Source organism: Aminobacter sp. BE322 (genome assembly GCF_050433525.1).
Lineage (GTDB): Bacteria > Pseudomonadota > Alphaproteobacteria > Rhizobiales > Rhizobiaceae > Aminobacter.
In genome coordinates, this window is sequence record NZ_JBNPXB010000011.1 from 15,479 (window position 1) to 31,602 (window position 16,124).

19 protein-coding genes and 1 tRNA gene are annotated in these 16,124 nt (G+C 65.2%); 13 read left to right on the forward strand and 7 right to left on the reverse strand.

Going from position 1 to position 16,124, the window contains the following annotated elements:
- Positions 1–71 precede the first annotated feature (71 nt).
- Positions 72–1,346: an ROK family protein gene (locus J2X50_RS15995; protein ID WP_429096475.1), complete on the forward strand. Its 1,275-nt coding sequence runs from the start codon at positions 72–74 to the stop codon at positions 1,344–1,346.
- Between the two features lie 167 nt (positions 1,347–1,513).
- Here J2X50_RS15995 and J2X50_RS16000 read toward each other — a convergent pair.
- Positions 1,514–1,590, reverse strand: a tRNA-Arg gene (locus J2X50_RS16000).
- A 227-nt stretch (positions 1,591–1,817) separates the two neighbouring features.
- Between J2X50_RS16000 and J2X50_RS16005 the strand changes: the two genes are divergently transcribed.
- Entirely contained in the window at positions 1,818–2,405 is a 588-nt protein-coding gene (locus J2X50_RS16005; RefSeq protein WP_429096477.1) for an IMPACT family protein, read from the forward strand.
- Positions 2,406–2,503: 98 nt separating this feature from the next.
- The gene (locus J2X50_RS16010) at positions 2,504–2,905 is read left to right on the forward strand and encodes a (R)-mandelonitrile lyase (protein WP_429096479.1); all 402 of its coding nucleotides are present in this window, start codon (positions 2,504–2,506) and stop codon (positions 2,903–2,905) included.
- A 204-nt stretch (positions 2,906–3,109) separates the two neighbouring features.
- Here the strand turns inward: J2X50_RS16010 and J2X50_RS16015 are convergent, their stop codons facing one another.
- The 3 genes from J2X50_RS16015 to J2X50_RS16025 all read right to left on the reverse strand — a co-directional run bounded on the left by J2X50_RS16015 (position 3,110) and on the right by J2X50_RS16025 (position 6,366).
- Positions 3,110–3,985 carry a sigma-70 family RNA polymerase sigma factor gene (locus J2X50_RS16015; RefSeq protein ID WP_429096481.1) on the reverse strand — a complete coding sequence of 292 codons (876 nt, stop codon included), beginning with the start codon at positions 3,983–3,985 and terminating at the stop codon, positions 3,110–3,112.
- Entirely contained in the window at positions 3,985–5,262 is a 1,278-nt protein-coding gene (locus J2X50_RS16020; protein ID WP_429096483.1) for an NAD(P)/FAD-dependent oxidoreductase, read from the reverse strand. The genes J2X50_RS16015 and J2X50_RS16020 overlap by 1 nt, the downstream gene beginning before the upstream one ends.
- A 144-nt stretch (positions 5,263–5,406) precedes the next feature.
- A complete protein-coding gene (locus J2X50_RS16025) occupies positions 5,407–6,366 on the reverse strand; it encodes a D-alanyl-D-alanine carboxypeptidase family protein (RefSeq protein ID WP_429096484.1) in 960 nt (319 codons plus the stop codon).
- Positions 6,367–6,673: 307 nt separating this feature from the next.
- Here J2X50_RS16025 and J2X50_RS16030 point away from each other — a divergent pair, with 307 nt between their 5' ends.
- Positions 6,674–7,771, forward strand: coding sequence for a hypothetical protein (locus J2X50_RS16030; RefSeq protein ID WP_429096486.1), 1,098 nt, complete (start codon positions 6,674–6,676; stop codon positions 7,769–7,771).
- A 64-nt stretch (positions 7,772–7,835) separates the two neighbouring features.
- The gene (locus J2X50_RS16035) at positions 7,836–8,444 is read left to right on the forward strand and encodes a nucleoside triphosphate hydrolase (protein WP_429096487.1); all 609 of its coding nucleotides are present in this window, start codon (positions 7,836–7,838) and stop codon (positions 8,442–8,444) included.
- Positions 8,445–8,513: 69 nt separating this feature from the next.
- Here J2X50_RS16035 and J2X50_RS16040 read toward each other — a convergent pair whose 3' ends face one another.
- The 3 genes from J2X50_RS16040 to J2X50_RS16050 form a co-directional block, all read right to left on the reverse strand.
- Complete coding sequence (locus J2X50_RS16040) at positions 8,514–9,218, reverse strand: glutathione S-transferase N-terminal domain-containing protein (RefSeq protein WP_429096488.1); 705 nt, start codon at positions 9,216–9,218, stop codon at positions 8,514–8,516.
- Positions 9,219–9,362: 144 nt separating this feature from the next.
- Positions 9,363–10,574 carry a beta-ketoacyl-[acyl-carrier-protein] synthase family protein gene (locus J2X50_RS16045; protein ID WP_429096489.1) on the reverse strand — a complete coding sequence of 404 codons (1,212 nt, stop codon included), beginning with the start codon at positions 10,572–10,574 and terminating at the stop codon, positions 9,363–9,365.
- A gap of 1 nt (position 10,575) precedes the next feature.
- Entirely contained in the window at positions 10,576–10,830 is a 255-nt protein-coding gene (locus tag J2X50_RS16050) for an acyl carrier protein (RefSeq protein ID WP_429096490.1), read from the reverse strand.
- A gap of 189 nt (positions 10,831–11,019) precedes the next feature.
- On the opposite strand from J2X50_RS16050, the gene J2X50_RS16055 reads away from it, so the two are divergent.
- From J2X50_RS16055 to J2X50_RS16090, 8 genes are all read left to right on the forward strand, one after another.
- Positions 11,020–11,874: an urease accessory protein UreD gene (locus J2X50_RS16055; RefSeq protein WP_429096492.1), complete on the forward strand. Its 855-nt coding sequence runs from the start codon at positions 11,020–11,022 to the stop codon at positions 11,872–11,874.
- Between the two features lie 16 nt (positions 11,875–11,890).
- Positions 11,891–12,193 (forward strand): urease subunit gamma, encoded by a 303-nt coding sequence (locus J2X50_RS16060; protein ID WP_340038433.1) that lies wholly within the window; start codon positions 11,891–11,893, stop codon positions 12,191–12,193.
- A gap of 7 nt (positions 12,194–12,200) precedes the next feature.
- Positions 12,201–12,455 (forward strand): DUF1272 domain-containing protein, encoded by a 255-nt coding sequence (locus J2X50_RS16065; RefSeq protein WP_429096494.1) that lies wholly within the window; start codon positions 12,201–12,203, stop codon positions 12,453–12,455.
- Positions 12,456–12,480: 25 nt separating this feature from the next.
- The gene (locus J2X50_RS16070) at positions 12,481–12,609 is read left to right on the forward strand and encodes a hypothetical protein (protein ID WP_429096496.1); all 129 of its coding nucleotides are present in this window, start codon (positions 12,481–12,483) and stop codon (positions 12,607–12,609) included.
- A 10-nt stretch (positions 12,610–12,619) separates the two neighbouring features.
- On the forward strand, positions 12,620–12,925 hold the full coding sequence (locus J2X50_RS16075) for an urease subunit beta (RefSeq protein ID WP_429096498.1): 306 nt from the start codon (positions 12,620–12,622) through the stop codon (positions 12,923–12,925).
- A complete protein-coding gene (gene ureC / locus J2X50_RS16080) occupies positions 12,925–14,637 on the forward strand; it encodes an urease subunit alpha (protein WP_429096500.1) in 1,713 nt (570 codons plus the stop codon). The genes J2X50_RS16075 and ureC overlap by 1 nt, the downstream gene beginning before the upstream one ends.
- A gap of 184 nt (positions 14,638–14,821) precedes the next feature.
- Entirely contained in the window at positions 14,822–15,367 is a 546-nt protein-coding gene (locus J2X50_RS16085; RefSeq protein ID WP_429096501.1) for a peroxiredoxin, read from the forward strand.
- Between the two features lie 220 nt (positions 15,368–15,587).
- A complete protein-coding gene (locus J2X50_RS16090) occupies positions 15,588–16,043 on the forward strand; it encodes a DUF29 domain-containing protein (RefSeq protein ID WP_429096502.1) in 456 nt (151 codons plus the stop codon).
- The last annotated feature ends 81 nt before the right edge of the window (positions 16,044–16,124 follow it).

A 16,124-nucleotide genomic window follows, 5' to 3' on the forward strand; every position in this document is an offset into this window, starting at 1 on the left:
ATGTCGCGGGATGTTGGAATGAGAGCCGTGGCGGCGGCGCGCAATCGCCTTGGAAAGGCCGTTTCGCTGCCATGGCCGAAACTTTGGAGTGCCTGATTTTGCTCGGCAAAGGCAGCAATTCGATCAAGCTTCGGCACTACAATGAGCGGTTTGTCCTCTCGGAGATCCGGCGCCTCAACGAGGTATCGAAGTCCGACCTCGCCCGCGTTGCCAATTTGACCCCTGCGGCTATAGCCGGCATTGTAGACGGACTTGAGGCTGCCGGATTAATAAAGCAAATAGGTAAAAGAATAGGCCAGCGCGGCTCCCCTTCAGTTCTCTACCGACTGGCGCCGCATCGCAATTTCAGTGTAGGGATCAAGATCGGCAGACGAGCGCTTGACGCGGTTCTTGTCGATTATGCGGGCGAGATCAGTGCGCGCTATTCCCATGAATACCGCTATCCCGATCCGGACATTGTGCTCCGCGCCGGGAATGCTGCGCTGCGGACATTCCGAGCGCAGGTCGAGACGATCGAGGACGCCGTGATCGTCGGCCTTGGCATCGCTTCGCCGTATTTCTTGGGTGGCTGGAGCGAGGAACTCGGTTTTCCGACAGACTTGGGGCCACGGTGGGAATCCATAAAGCTGACCAGCTTTTTCGAAGTTGACGCGAAGATGCCGGTCTTCATCGAGAACGATGCTTCTGCCGCTGCCTTGGCGGAACTCACCTTTGGACCGGGCGTGGAGTTCCGCGATTTCATGCATATTTCCATCGATACCTTCGTCGGCGGCGGTCTGGTGCAGGGCGGAAAGGTCAACACCGGTCCCCACGGCAACAGCGCGGCGCTCGGCCCCCTTCCTGTTTCGCCGTCAAGGCTCAAGCCGTCGTCCGCCACTTCAGTTCGATACCAGAGCCTTCTGCATCGAGCGTCGATCTATGTCCTGATGGACCATCTCATGGCCCATGGCGTTTCCATCAATCGGGTACGCGAACTGGACCCGTTGCCGCCAGGTGCGCGCGAACCGCTTGCCGAATGGCTCGACGACTGCGCCAGCGCCGTGTCCGAGGCGATTATCGCGATCACATCGATAATCGACATCGAGGCGATCATATTGGAAAGCATCCTGCCCCGCCCTATTCATCGCGAGTTGGTGTCCAAGGTCCAGGGCGAGTTCAGCCAATCGAAGGCGATCGGCATCGTGGCGCCCCAGATTCTCTCCGGCCGGTTCGGACATGAAGCTTCTCCGATCGGTGCCGCCATGCTGCCATTTTCGGCTCTTTTCGTGCCAGACAGCAGTGTGCTCATGATCGGGAAGGAGAAAAAGCCACTGCCGGGAAACCTTGCGGCGCTCTCCGGCAATTGACCGACCAGACCCTAGATGTTCAGTCCCGGCATTTGCTGGAGCGGGTTGAGCCTGAAGCGTTCCGGCCGCTGCTTCCGCAGCTGTGCCAAAATTGTGCCAATAAATCGCGAATATCCGCAAGCCGCGGAGGAGCGCCAACTCAAGCCATTGATTTGATTGAAATGCTTTGGCGCACCCGACAGGATTCGAACCTGTGACCTCTGCCTTCGGAGGGCAGCGCTCTATCCAGCTGAGCTACGGGTGCTCGCCCGCGGCCAAGCCGCGAAGCACGCCCGGCGCGCCGGACGACGCAGCCGTCATAGCCGAAGCGGTCGCCGGCTTCAACGGGGGAAATGGAATGAGGGCTGCTCCGAAGGCGGCGGGCGAAGGCTGGAGTCCGAAGGGCTAGCGGCCGCGGCAGGCGGCGGGCGTTTCGCCTGGCGAAATAAAGGCCTGCTGGCGATCGGGGCGCCGCTTGTGTATCGGGGAGACATGTTCACGCTGACGCGCCTCGAGAAGTTCTCCCAGGAGATCAAGAAGAGCCGCTTCCTGGCCGCCGCCGGGCCGGTGGCGAGCGAGGCCGCGGCAAAGGAGTTCATTGCGGCACGTTCGGAGCCCGCCGCCAACCACAATTGCTGGGCCTGGCGTGTCGGCCAGACCTATCGCTTCAGCGACGACGGCGAGCCGAGCGGCACGGCCGGCAAGCCCATACTGCAGGCACTCGACGGCCAGTCGCTCGACAACGTCGCGGTGGTCGTCACGCGCTGGTTCGGCGGCGTGCTGCTGGGTTCCGGCGGGCTGGTGCGAGCCTATGGCGGTACCGCCGCCGCCTGCCTGCGGGCGGCGGATAAGACCGCACTGGTGGCGACGACGGACGCCCGCGTCAGCTGCGACTTCGCCGACCTGGCGCTGGTCAAGGCAAGGCTCACCGCGTCGCCGGGCACACGCATCCAAGCCGAAAGTTTCAACGCGACAGGAGCCGACTTGACGGTCAGGGTGCCGGAAGCAGAGGCGGTGGCAATCGCCCGGCTGATCGCCGACCTGACCAGCGGGCGCGCAACGATCAGGTTTGCGGATTGATCAAAGCCGGCCGCACCCGTTTGCCTTTTTCGGCCGGGCGCAAGCGGATAGGGTGAACTGGCTCGACCTATGTGACGGGAGTCGGAAGGAGACATCAGATGGAGATCAAGCGCTGCGGATCAAGGCCGTCGGCCAAGCCGTCGCCCGACTACTTCACCGGCGCGGTGCGCCAGGATCCGATCATAGAGGCCCCTGCCCCCGCGCAGATGCGTGCCGTGACCGTGACGTTCGAGCCCGGCGCGCGCACCGCCTGGCACACCCATCCGCTCGGGCAGACGCTGGTCGTCACATCGGGCTGCGGCTGGGCCCAGGTCTGGGGCGGTCGGATCGAGGAGATCCGAGCCGGCGACGTCGTCTGGTTCGCGCCCGGCGAGAAGCACTGGCACGGCGCGACCGCCAGCACGGCGATGACCCATATCGCCATCCAGGAAGCGCAGGACGGCAAGGCCGTCGACTGGCTCGAACACGTGTCGGACGAACAGTACCGGGCGCCGGCCTGACACCCCCTCCCCGACCGGGCCTCACGGCCGGCACGGGCGAACCGTCCGGCAATATCGGCGCCGCGGTCACGGCCCAACGTCCAGGGTCGATCGAGGACGACTGGCCCGTCAAACTGACGACCGAATTGCCTGCGCCGGCTCACCGCAGCTTGGCCGCCGACACGGAGGCCATCTGAGGCGGCACGGATAGCCGGCCGGCATCGATCAATGCATCGTTTGCGCGATGTGCTTCAGCTTGTCCGGATTGCGCACGACATAAATGCCAACGATGCGGCCATTCTCAATGTCCAGAGCCGTGGTCTGGAGGATGTCACCCCGCTCGACGGTGACGAATCCGGGCAGGCCGTTGATGAAGCCATAGCGCACCAGTCGGGACCTGCTTTCGGCGAATGCGGACGCGAAGGTCGCGAACAGCTGCATGACGCTGTCGAGCCCGGAGAGCGGCGCGCCGCGAGCCGTCGCCTTGCCGCCGCCATCGGCATAGACGGTGACGTCCGCGGCGAGCAGCGCGCGCAGGCACTCCATCTCACCGTCCCGGGACGCGGTGAAGAAGGCTTTCGCGATCTCGAGGCCCCATTCCTTCGGCACTGGATAGCGCGGACGATCCGCACGAACATGGGCACGGGCGCGACTTGCCAGCTGCCGACACGCGGCCGGGTCTCGCCCGATCGTGGCCGCTACCTCCTCGAAGCCGAGTCCGAACACGTCGTGAAGCAGGAAGGTTGCGCGCTCCAATGGCGACAGACGCTCCAGCGCCATCAGCAGCGGCAAGGTGACGTCGTCCACCACATCCTCGCCCGATTCCACAATTGGCTCCGGCAGCCACGAGCCGACATATGCCGCACGCTCGCGCCGGACCGTCTTGAGCCGGTCCAGACACAAGCGTGTGACGACTCGGCGCAGGAAGGCCGTCGGCTCGCGCACGGCACCTCGGTCGATACCGAGCCAGCGCAGAAAGGCGTCCTGGACCACATCCTCGGCTTCCGCGACCGAGCCCAGCATCCGATAGGCAACGCGGACAAGGGCCGGCCGAAGCGGATCGAAGACGGCGGCAGCGTCCTGGCTCGAGACGGGTGCCATCAGATTGCCTTTCGCCGCACCGGCTCGAGATCGGCCTTCGGGCCGTCTACCCGGCGAGCCCTTTCGGCTAGGTCGATGCTCGAACTCGCAAGCAACGCTTCGGCCGAGCCATCGGCCGGTGGATAGATGACCTGCGTGTTGACCAGCCGCTTCACCGCCTTGCCTTCGCTGCCGGTCTTCTCGACCCTCCGCTCCCAGCCCTGGGTGACGACCGCGCCGGAGCGGCCGAGGTCAATGCAGGTAACATAGCGCAGTTGCGTGTAGGGCACGGTCGGCAGGCCAAGCAGGTCACGTGCGGCGTTCTCGCCAGCGACACGGCCGAGCTGCCCCGCGTGCTGGCAGGATTGCAACGTCCGGTGCCCATCGCCGGTATCGGCCGTCGCGGCGTCACCGGCAACGAAGACCTCAGGCGCGGCGGGTGCCCTGAGTGCGGTATCGACGACGACCCGGCCGAGCCTGTCATGCGCGCCCGGGACCTGCGCCGCGAAAGCAGAGGCAGCCATCCCAGTCGCCAGAACCACGGCATCGGCGGCAAGCACGGTGCCGTCATCAAAGCTCACACGGTCCGCAGCCAAAGCTCGCACCGCAGCACCGAGGCGCCGCTCTACGCCGGCTGCCACCAGCGCCGCCTCGATTTCCGCTCGCGGCCCGGATCCAAGCTCGGGTCCCACGGTCTCGGCCCGATCGATCAGCACAATGTGCAGCCGCTCGGCGGCATCATCGCCGCCGTGGGCAACCAGCCGGTCGCGCAACTCAAGCGCCAGTTCGATGCCGGTGAAGCCCGCACCGACGACGGCGATGGTCGGAGACGCAACCTTGCGGACGATGCCGCCCAGGCGCCGATCGAAGGTGATCGCCTCAGTCTGGGTGTCCACCGAAAACGCAGTCTCGGCGCCCGTCACCGGGGGGCGGCGCATTCGGCTGCCGGTGGCGACGATCAAGCGGTCATAGGTGAGCCGCTCACCGCCAGAGAGCTTCACAGTCCTGGCAGGAGTGTCCAGTCCGACCGCCTCGCCGGGCACGAAGGCGACTTCCACCTTGTGCAGAAGGGGCAACAGCGGAACGCCAAGCGTCTCAGGCAGCGCTTCGTACAACCGCGGCCGGATTTGGAGCATCGGCTCAGGTGACACCAAGCTCACATGCGCTCGGGGGCCAGCGAGCCGCCGGGCCGCGAGCGCCGCCCAGAAGCCGGCAAATCCACCGCCGACGACCAGGATCTTGCCGGCATGATCACGCCCTTCGAAATCGGCGGTGGCGGGGTTCAGTCCAAATGTCATCGTCATCTCCACTTCAGGGACTTCCGGAGACATGACGACTGGAACGAGCGGAATGTGACATTCGGAGTGAGAATTTTCGCGCGAGCGCCGAGGCTCATGGCCAAGGGCGCACACCCGTTGCCTGACGCTTGCCGCCCAGACTTCCTAACGGACCTCGGCTTCCGGCACGGGCGAACCGTCCGGCAGCGTCAGCGCCGCGGGCACGGGCATGGGCATCCCCAGGCCCTGGGCCGGCACCTGCGCAACGGCAGACGCGGCCGGCGCCTGGTAAAGCGAAGTCGCAAGGCTGCCGCCGGAGGCCTGCGGCAAGTAGCGGGCGATGAGTTCCTCAACATGGGCATTGCGCTTGCGCGCGGTTTCACCGCCCATGACCACGATGACCAGCTTGCGTCCGCCGGCATTCACCGAGGTGACGATGTTGAACCCGGACGCGCGAATGTAGCCGGTCTTGATGCCGTCGACGCCGTCGATCCTGCCAAGCGTGTCGTTGTGGCCGCGGATGCGCTTGCCGCGGTAGCTGAACTCGGTCGCCGAGAAATAGTGATAGTACTGCGGGAAGCGCTGGCGCAGCGCCATGCCGAGCACGGCCATGTCGCGTGCCGTCGTGCGCTGCTCCGGATCGGGAAGGCCGGAGGCATTGCGAAACACCGTCCCGGTCATGCCAAGCTGCCGCGCCCGCGCGGTCATCTGCCTGGAAAAGCCATCCTCCGAGCCGCCAAGATATTCGGCGACCGCAACGGCGACGTCGTTGGCCGACTTGGTGGCCAGCGCCTGGACCGCCGAATCGACGTCGATCTGCCCGCCGCGCTTGAGGCCCAGCCGCGACGGAGGCTGGGAAGCGGCATTGTCGGACACGGGAATCAGCGTCGAGCCCGACAGCCGCCCCTGCTGCATCGCCTCGAAGACCAGATACAGCGTCATCATCTTGGTCAGCGAGGCCGGGTAGCGCGGGGCGATGGCATAGGCCTGGAACAAGGTCTTTCCATTGCCGGCATCGACGACGATGGCCGCGTATTTGTCCGGCGCGGCCGGCGGCGGCGCGACGCTGAGCGTCTCCGTCGTGGCGCAGCCGGCAGTGAGCGCAGCCAGGGCGAACAGCGCCACCACCCGGCGCAACAGGCCGGACCACAGCGGCCGACGACAGCCGATCGAAGATGAAGGAGAAAGCGCCTGGGCTAACAAAGCAAACCCTGTCGTTGACGATCCCAACCGGCCGAAGCAGTCGTCTTCGGGCGGCGGAAGCCGGGAAACTACAGAACGCGCGACGCGCCGTCCATTTGGCTCACTCGGTCCGGTACATGTTGGCGCCACAGTGTTGAACATTGGTTACACCCGGCCGCTTGCACGGGCCTTGCGCCACGGCCCCCAAATCGGCTTGTCTCCAAAACATGCGGCAACGGAAGGTCCTGCGATGAACGAATATGCATTTCGAGCAGAGGGAATTGCGGCGAAGCTTGACCTCGCGGTCGGCCACATCGCCGACCTTGCGATCGAACGGGACGGACGGCTGCTCCGCCCCTTGCATCGGGCTTCGTGGGCCGACGGCCCGCAAGACCAGCTGCCGCCGGACCTGTCGCCCGGCGTGGCGCGGCTTTCAGGCGACTTTCTCTGCGCTCCCTTCTCGCGCAGCGACATCGAAGAAGCGCCCTTGCATGGCTGGTCGGCGAATAGTGCCTGGGAGCCGGTTTCCGACGACGCCGTCGAGGGCGGCAGGCAGGCCAGGTTCAGGCTGCTGCGCAAGGTGATGGGCGCGACAGTGGACAAGGTACTGACGCTGCGCGACCACCATCCCTTCCTCTACGAGGAACATGTCTTCACCGGCGGTTCCGGATCGATCCCCGTGGCGTGCCACCCGATGACGGAGATGCGCGACGGCGGCAGGCTGGCGTTTTCGCCGAAGCGGCTTGCCGCCACGCCGGAGAATGCGCCGGAGCCAGATCCCGCGCGCGGCAAGAGCATGTTGTCCTATCCCGCCCGCAGCGAGGACCTCGGCCGATTCCCGACGGCCGCGGGAGGCACGGTCGATCTCGCCGATTTCAGGGCCGACTTGCGACACGAAGACTTCATCACGCTCGTCGAGGCGGCACATGGCGGCATCGGCTGGACGGCGGCAGCCAGACGTGCCGAAGCCGACGTCGTTCTGGTGATGAAGAACCCGCAAGAACTGCCGGTGACGATGCTGTGGATCAGCAACGGCGGACGCTATTATTCGCCATGGAACGGCCGCCACGGCGTAATCGGCATGGAGGATGGCCGCACCGCCGTCGGGCACGCGGCTTCGCTCGGCGACAACTGGCTGCGGCGCGAGGGCGTGGCAACCGCCTTCGAACTGGGTGGAAAAGTCGCCTTCCGCCATGTCGTCGGCGCCATTCCCGCGCGCGGCGGCGACGCGCCGGTTTCGGTCACCTCGGCAGACGGAAAACTGTGGGTGGAATTCGCCGATGGCGCGCAAGAGCTTGTGCCTTTCGACGGCAAGTTCCTCCGTATCGGACAATCGCCCTTGAATTGAGGGCACCGCGGCCTCAATTTTGACGTTAGCCGGGGCAGGATGCCAAACTTTCCTGAGGAGGCCCATGTCAGAGATCGCCCACATCGCCGCAACCCTGTTCAAGCGCGCCCACCACGCCGACCGGTTCATCGTCGGCATCGCCGGGCCGCCGGGCTCAGGCAAGTCGACGCTCGCGACGGCACTGCATGACGTGCTGCCGGAGGGCGCGGCTGCCGTGGTGCCGATGGACGGCTTCCACTTTGACGACGTCGTGCTCGAACAGCGCGGGCTCAGGGCGCGGAAGGGCGCACCGGAAACCTTCGACTTTGCCGGCTTCGAAGTGCTGCTCAAGCGCCTGCGCAGCGCCGAGCCCGACATCGCCATCCCGGTTTTCGACCGCAGCATCGAACTGTCGCGCGCGGCCGCTGCCGTCGTCGGATCCGACATCAAGTTCATCCTCGTCGAAGGCAATTACCTGTTGCTCGACGAAGACCCATGGCGGCGGCTCGCACCGCTGTTCGACTTCACCATTTTCGTCGACACGCCGCGCGAGGAACTCGAACGGCGGCTGGTGGAGCGCTGGCGCGAACATGGCCGCTCGGACGCCGACGCGCGCAACTGGATCGACACCAACGACATGCCGAACATCGACCGGGTGCTGCATGCGCGGCGGCGGGCCGATCTCGAGATCTGAAGCAAGGAAAAGGCCGGAACCGCAATGCGGTCCCGGCCTTTGAATTTGGCCTGACGGCGGGCGCGGTCGTCAGGGCCGCGCCGGAATGTTCAGGCCCTGCTGTACGGCGGGGCGGGCAAGGCCACGCTCGAGCCAGGCAGCGACATTCTTGAAATCCTTGAAGCCGACGAGGTCGCCCGCCTCGTAGAAGCCGATCAGGTTGCGCACCCAGCCGAGCATCGAGATGTCGGCGATGGTATAGTCGTCATCCATGATCCACTTGCGGCCCTCGAGCCGCTTGTCGAGCACGCCAAGCAGACGCCGCGACTCGTCGCGATAGCGCTCCAGCGGGCGCTTATCGGCGATCTCGCGCCCGGCGAACTTGTGGAAGAAGCCGAGCTGGCCGAAAATCGGGCCGACCGACGCCATCTGGAAGAACACCCACTGCACCGTCTCATAGTGACGGGCGCGGTCTGCCGGGATCAGGCGGCCGGTCTTCTCGGCGAGATAGAGCAGGATGGCGCCCGACTCGAACAGGGCGATCGGCTTGCCGCCCGGACCGTTCGGATCGAGGATCGCCGGGATCTTGCCGTTCGGGTTCAAAGACAGGAACTCGGGCGTCCAGCTCTCGTTCTTGCCGATGTTGATGGCGTGCGCTTCGTAGGGCAGGTCGAGTTCTTCGAGCGCAATGGAGACCTTTACGCCGTTCGGCGTCGGGAAGGAATAGAGCTGGATGCGGTCGGGATGCTTGGCCGGCCACCGCAGGGCAACAGGAAAAGGGGTAAGATCGCTCATAAAAAACGGTTCCTTGGGGTGATGCCCGCGCGACGCGCCGGCCAGGAAGGTGGGGGCACGCAAGAGTTAGGCATGGTCGCGCGCCGCATCAATATGCAAATGCGCACAAACCCAGCCAGCCAACCCGCAAGGCGTTCAGTCCGTTCAGGCCGCCTTGACCGCCACGACGGCATTGGTGCCGCCGAAGGCAAAACCGTTGCTCAGCGCCACGCGCACCTCGCGCCGCTTGGCGACGTTCGGCGTGACGTCGAGATCGCAATCGGCATCCGCCTCGCGATAATTGGCCGTCGGCGGAACCAGGCCCTCGCGCACGGCCATCACGCAGGCGATCATCTCCAGCGCACCCGACGCGCCGAGGCAGTGGGCATGCATCGACTTGGTCGACGACACCGACAGCTTGCCGGCATGGGCGCCGAAGACCCGCTTGATGGCCGCCGTCTCGATCTGGTCGTTGGCCTTTGTGCCGGTGCCGTGGGCGTTGATGTAGTCGACCTCCTCGGGCGCCAGGCCCGCATCGAGCAGGCAGGCGCGCATGGCTGCGGCAGGACCGTCGACGGTGGGGGCAACGATGTCGGAGGCATCGCCCGACATGCCGGCGCCCGCCAACTCCGCCAGGATGGTCGCGCCACGGGCAACGGCATGTTCGTAGGTCTCGAGCACGGCCATGCCGGCCCCCTCTCCGAGCACCAGGCCCTGGCGGTCGGCCGAGAACGGCCGGCAGGTGTCGGGCGAAAGCACGCGCAGCGCTTCCCAGGCCTTGACGATGCCCCAGACCAGGGGCGCGTCGGTGCCGCCGGCGACCATGACGTCGGCGCGGCCGGCACGCAGCTGGTCGACGGCCGAGGCAAAAGCGTGGTTTGACGAAGAGCAGGCCGAGGTGACGCCGAAGACCGGGCCGCGCAGGCCGAGGCTCATGCTGACCTGGCCAGCGGCAGCGCCCGGCATGACCTTGGGCACGGTGAAGATGCCGGCGCGGTTCCTGCCGTCGAGCAGGATGGCGCGGTAGTTCTCCTCGATCGCCTCCCAGCCGCAGACGCCGACGCCGACGATGGTTCCCATGCGGTAGGTATTGGTCTCGTCGGAAACGAGCCCGGCATGCGCCATCGCCTCGCGCGCCGCGATCACCGCCAGAAGGCTGAAGCGGTCCATCGATACCAGTTGCTTGCGCTCGATGCCATGATCGGGCAGCTCGGTGATCTCGGCACCGCTGCGGGTCTTCAGGTCATGCAGCGGCGAATGGACCAGCTGGCCGATGGCCGAGCGGCCATTGCGCATGGCATCCCAGATGGCGGACGCACCGTTGCCGAGCGCGCACAGCCCGCCGATGCCGGTGATGACGATACGCTGGCGGTTCATGTCAGGCTTTTTGGGCAATCAGGCCGCGAACGGCTTCCACCATGTCGCCGACATTCTTGAGGCTGCTCCAGGCCTCGACCGTATTCATCTCGATCTCGATGCCGTATTCCTCTTCGAGGTCGAAGATGATCTCGGTGAGTTCGAGGGAATGGATGCCGAGCGACGTCAGTTCGGTGTCCAGGGTGATCTCTTCGCCACCGGGTTCGGCGTGGGCCTTGATCTTGTCGATGATGTCCGTTGCCAGTTGATCGGCCATAAGCACCCTTCCCCAGAACTTTTCATTGTCAGGCAATCGCCCATTCCCGCGGCGGGCCTGAATGAGGCCTTCGGGCAATCCAGCCCCCGATATGAGCCAAAGACGTCGTTTCTCTATAGAAACCGAAACGCAGGGAGGCAACAAGCTATATATCGACAAAACCGCCGTCTCGGCTAACCTCAGGGCATCATGACCATCGGCATTTCCCCATCCGCGGCGACCGACGCCGCGGCCATGTCCTCGCAACGCGTCGCCGCGACCGGCAGGCTCGAGGTTCAGTGGCGCGACGTCCGCAGCCGCCTCTCCCGGCTGTTTCAAGAGGGTGCGGCCAAGATCAGGCTTCCCGACACCGGCTCGGACCCGCTCGAGGCGGTGCTGATCAACATGGCCGGCGGGCTGACCGGCGGCGACAGGATCGCGTGGGAGGCTGCCGTGGGCGCACAGGCCAGGGCGACGCTCACCACCCAGGCCTGCGAGAAGGTCTATCGCGCGCTCGCCGGTCAGGCCGAGGTCGATGTGCGCCTGAGCGTCGGCGAAGGCGGCTTCCTCGGCTGGCTACCGCAGGAAACCATCGTCTTCGACCGTGCCGCCTTTTCGCGCCGGCTCGACGTCGACCTGGCACCGGGAGCGGAGGCTCTGATCGTGGAGGCGACGATCTTCGGCCGCAGCGCCATGGGCGAGCGCGCCCGATACGGCACGTTCCGCGATCGCTGGCGGGTACGGCAGGGCGACAGGCTGATCCACGCCGAGGATCTTTCGCTTGGCCCGGACATCGAATCAACTCTTTCCAAGGCTGCATCCGCCGGTGGCAGGATCGCCTTCGCAACAGTTCTGCTGGTCTCCCCTGACGCCGAAACGCGGCTTGAGCCTGCGCGGCAAATCGTCGACGCCATTGGCGGCGCGAGTTTCTGGACAGTGGGAGAGACTGGCAAGCTTCTTGCGAGGCTTTACGCCGAAGACGGCTACGAGCTACGTAAGCGACTCATGCCACTGGTGGCCCTGCTCAATGGACAGGCAGGCCTGCCCAGACTGTGGTCACTCTAGGATTTTTGGTGCGCGTATGAACCTGACGCCGAGGGAAAAGGACAAGCTGTTGATCGCCATGGCCGCCATGGTGGCACGGCGACGACTGGAGCGCGGCGTCAAGCTCAACCATCCCGAAACCGTGGCGCTGATCTCCGACTTCATCGTCGAAGGCGCCCGCGACGGCCGCTCCGTCGCCGAGTTGATGGAGGCAGGCGCGCATGTCGTTTCCCGCGCCCAGGTGATGGAAGGCGTGGCCGAGATGATCCACGACGTGCAGGTTGAAGCGACCTTTCCCGACGGCACCAAGCTGGTGACGGTGCACGAACCCGTCCGCTGAGGCCCCCATGCTCGAGCTGCGCCCCAATTGCGAATGCTGCGACCGCGACCTGCCGCCCGCGGCGACCAATGCCGTGATCTGCACGTTCGAATGCACCTTCTGCACCGATTGCGCCGAGGGCGTTCTCGGCGGCACTTGCCCCAATTGCGGCGGCAATTTCTCCGCGCGGCCGATCCGGCCGGCGGCAATGCTTCTGAAATACCCGGCATCGACCAAACGCGTGCTGAAAGCCGAAGGCTGCGCGCCGAGGTCGGTCGCCTGATTGTTTGATTTGAAAGGTACTCACGATGTTTACGCGCCTCACGCTCGCCCTCTCGGCACCTTCGCTCTCGGTCGCGCCTGCCTTTGCACACCTCGATCCGGCCGCGCACGGCTCGCTGCCCGCCGGCGACTTTCATCCGCTGCTCGGCGCCTGAGGACAGAGCCATGATCCCCGGAGAGATCATTCCCGCCGAGGGCTCGATCGAGCTCAACAAGGGCCAGCCGACGATCACGCTCAAGGTCGCCAATACCGGCGACCGGCCGATCCAGGTCGGCAGCCATTTCCATTTCTACGAGACCAACAACGGCCTGAAATTCGACCGCGAGCTGGCGCGCGGCATGCGGCTCGACATCGCCGCCGGCACCGCCATGCGCTTCGAGCCCGGCCAGGAACGCGACGTGATGCTAGTGCCCTATGGCGGCAAGCGCGAGGTCTACGGTTTCCAGAAGAAGGTGATGGGGAAACTCTGATGCCCGCTCAAATCTCCCGCGCCTCCTATGCGAAGATGTTCGGCCCGACGGTGGGCGACAAGGTGCGGCTCGCCGACACCGAGCTGTTCATCGAGGTCGAAAAGGACTTCACCGTCTACGGCGAGGAAGTGAAGTTCGGCGGCGGCAAGGTCATCCGCGACGGCATGGGCCAAAGCCAGCTGAGCCGCGCCCAGGGGGCCATGGACTGCGTCATCACCAATGCGCTGATCCTCGACCACACCGGCGTCTACAAGGCCGATGTGGGCCTCAGGGACGGCCGCATCGCCGCCATCGGCAAATCAGGCAATCCCGATACCCAGCCCGGCGTCACCATCATCATCGGCCCGGGCACCGAGATCATCGCCGGCGAAGGCAAGATCCTGACCGCCGGCGGCATCGACACGCATATCCACTTCATCTCACCGCAGCAGGTCGACGAGGCACTGAATTCTGGCGTCACCTGCATGGTCGGCGGCGGCACCGGTCCGGCGCATGGCACGCTCGCCACAACCTGCACGCCCGGCCCATGGAACATAGCCCGCATCATCCAGGCCTTCGACGGCCTGCCGATGAACATCGGCGTGTTCGGCAAGGGCAACGCCTCGCTGCCGGGCGCGCTGGAGGAGATGGTTCTGGCCGGCGCCTGCGGGCTCAAGCTGCACGAGGACTGGGGCTCGACGCCGGCGGCCATCGACACCTGCCTTTCGGTCGCCGACGCCTACGACATCCAGGTGGCGATCCACACCGACACGCTGAACGAGGGCGGCTTCGTCGAGGACACGGTAGCCGCCTTCAAGGGCCGCACCATCCACTCCTTCCACACCGAGGGTGCCGGCGGCGGCCATGCCCCCGACATCATCAAGGTCTGCCAGTATCCCAACGTGATCCCGGCCTCGACCAACCCGACACGGCCCTACACGGTCAACACCATCGCCGAGCATCTCGACATGCTGATGGTCTGCCATCATTTGTCGCCGTCGATCCCCGAGGACATCGCCTTCGCCGAGAGCCGCATCCGCAAGGAGACGATTGCGGCAGAGGACATCCTGCACGACCTCGGCGCCTTCTCCGTGATCTCGTCCGACAGCCAGGCCATGGGCCGCGTCGGCGAGATGATCATCCGCACCTGGCAGACGGCCGACAAGATGAAGCGCCAGCGCGGCGCGCTTGGGCAGGAGACGGGCAACAACGACAACTTCCGCGCCCGCCGCTACATCGCCAAATACACCATCAACCCGGCGATCGCGCACGGCATGTCCAGGGAAATCGGCTCGGTCGAAGTCGGCAAGCGAGCCGACCTGGTGCTGTGGAACCCGGCCTTCTTCGGCGTGAAGCCCGACATGGTCATGCTCGGCGGCTGGATCGCCACGGCCCCCATGGGCGACCCCAACGGATCGATCCCGACGCCGCAGCCGAGCCATTTCAGGCCGATGTTCGGCGCCTATGGCAAGGCGCTGACCAACAGCTCGATCACCTTCGTCTCGAAGGCCGGTCTCGAAGGCGGCCTGCGCGAGCGCATCGGCGTCGAGAAGCAGATGGCGGCGGTGGAAAACACCCGCGGCGGCATCGGCAAGCACTCGATGATCCTCAACGACGCCACCCCGCACATGGAGGTCGATCCCGAGACCTACGAGGTGCGCGCCGACGGCGAGCTTCTCACCTGCGAGCCGGCGACGGTGCTGCCGATGGCGCAGCGCTACTTCCTGTTCTGAGGCTTCGCGAACCCGCGCATCGACCTTTCGGGCCGATGCGCGGGCTGCCCGCGACTGGATGCCACGGCGGCAATGCTGGACAGGTCCAGACCAGACACTATGGTGCCGGCGCTAGCTAAAAATTCGGCAAGTTGCCTCGAACCCAAGATCGGGGCATCCGGCTATCTTGGAAATGGAGTTTCACATGATCGGGAAGAACGTTCCTTCCGTCACCTTCCGCACGCGCGTGCGCGACGAGGCCGTCGGCGGCCCGAACCCCTTCCGCTGGGAAGACAAGACCTCGGCGGACTATTTCGCCGGCAAGCGCGTCGTCCTGTTTTCCCTGCCGGGCGCCTTCACGCCGACCTGCTCGACCTACCAGCTGCCCGATTTCGAGAAGCTGTTCGGCGAGTTCCAGGCCGAGGGCATCGACGAAATCTACTGCATCTCGGTCAACGACGCCTTCGTCATGAATGCCTGGGGCAAGTCGCAGAACCTCGCCAACGTCAAGCTGATCCCGGATGGCTCGGGCGAGTTCACCCGCAAGATGGGCATGCTCGTCGCCAAGGACAATCTCGGCTTCGGCATGCGCTCGTGGCGCTATGCCGCCGTCATCAACGACGGCCAGGTCGAGAAGTGGTTCGAGGAAGAGGGCTTCGCCGACAACTGCGACAGCGACCCCTATGGCGTGTCGTCGCCGCAGAACATCCTCGCGGCGCTGAAGAACGACGGCGTTGCCGAAGCCGCCTGAGCATCGGCGTCTTCGCTGAACACGAAACCCCGGCCGCGACAGCGCGCCGGGGTTTTTCATCTTGAATGATTCCAGCGCATGCAATTTGACAATTGCGAGATCTTACAAACATCAGCCTCGCAGGCAAGATGCGTGATTTGACCTTTGTCCCTGACCTTGTCAGCCTCCATTCGCGCCAATTCTGTTGGCGGATCGCCTGTTTCAGCGCAAGATGACCGGCATGAACAAGATTTTCGGCAAGTCGCAATTGACGCCCTATGAGGCCGACTACGCTCGCTGGTGTGCCGAGCAAGCTGCGCTGTTGCGCGACGGGAAGCTCGAGGCACTGGACCGGGAGAATCTTGCGGAGGAGGTCGAAAGCTTGGGGCGGAGCGATAAACGCGAGATCGAGAGCCGGCTCAACGTCCTGCTTGTGCACCTGCTCAAATGGCAGCATCAGCCGGACCGACGGACGGCAAGTTGGAAGGCGACGATCACGGAACAGCGGTGGCGCATTTCGCGGGTGATCGAGGACAGCCCTAGCCTGGGCAGCTATCCGCGCAAAGTTCTCGCCGGTGAGTATGCCATTGCCCGCTCGGCAGCAGCCACCGAGACCGGCTTGGCGGAGGACAGCTTCCCTGCCGAATGTCCCCTTTCGATCACCCAGGTCCTCGACCCGGCATTCCTTCCCGAGTAAGGCAAGCGATCGCTGGCAATCCAGCGGGTTTGCAAAGGACTGCCGAAGGAGAGGGTATTTTCCGTAACCCAATCTATCCCC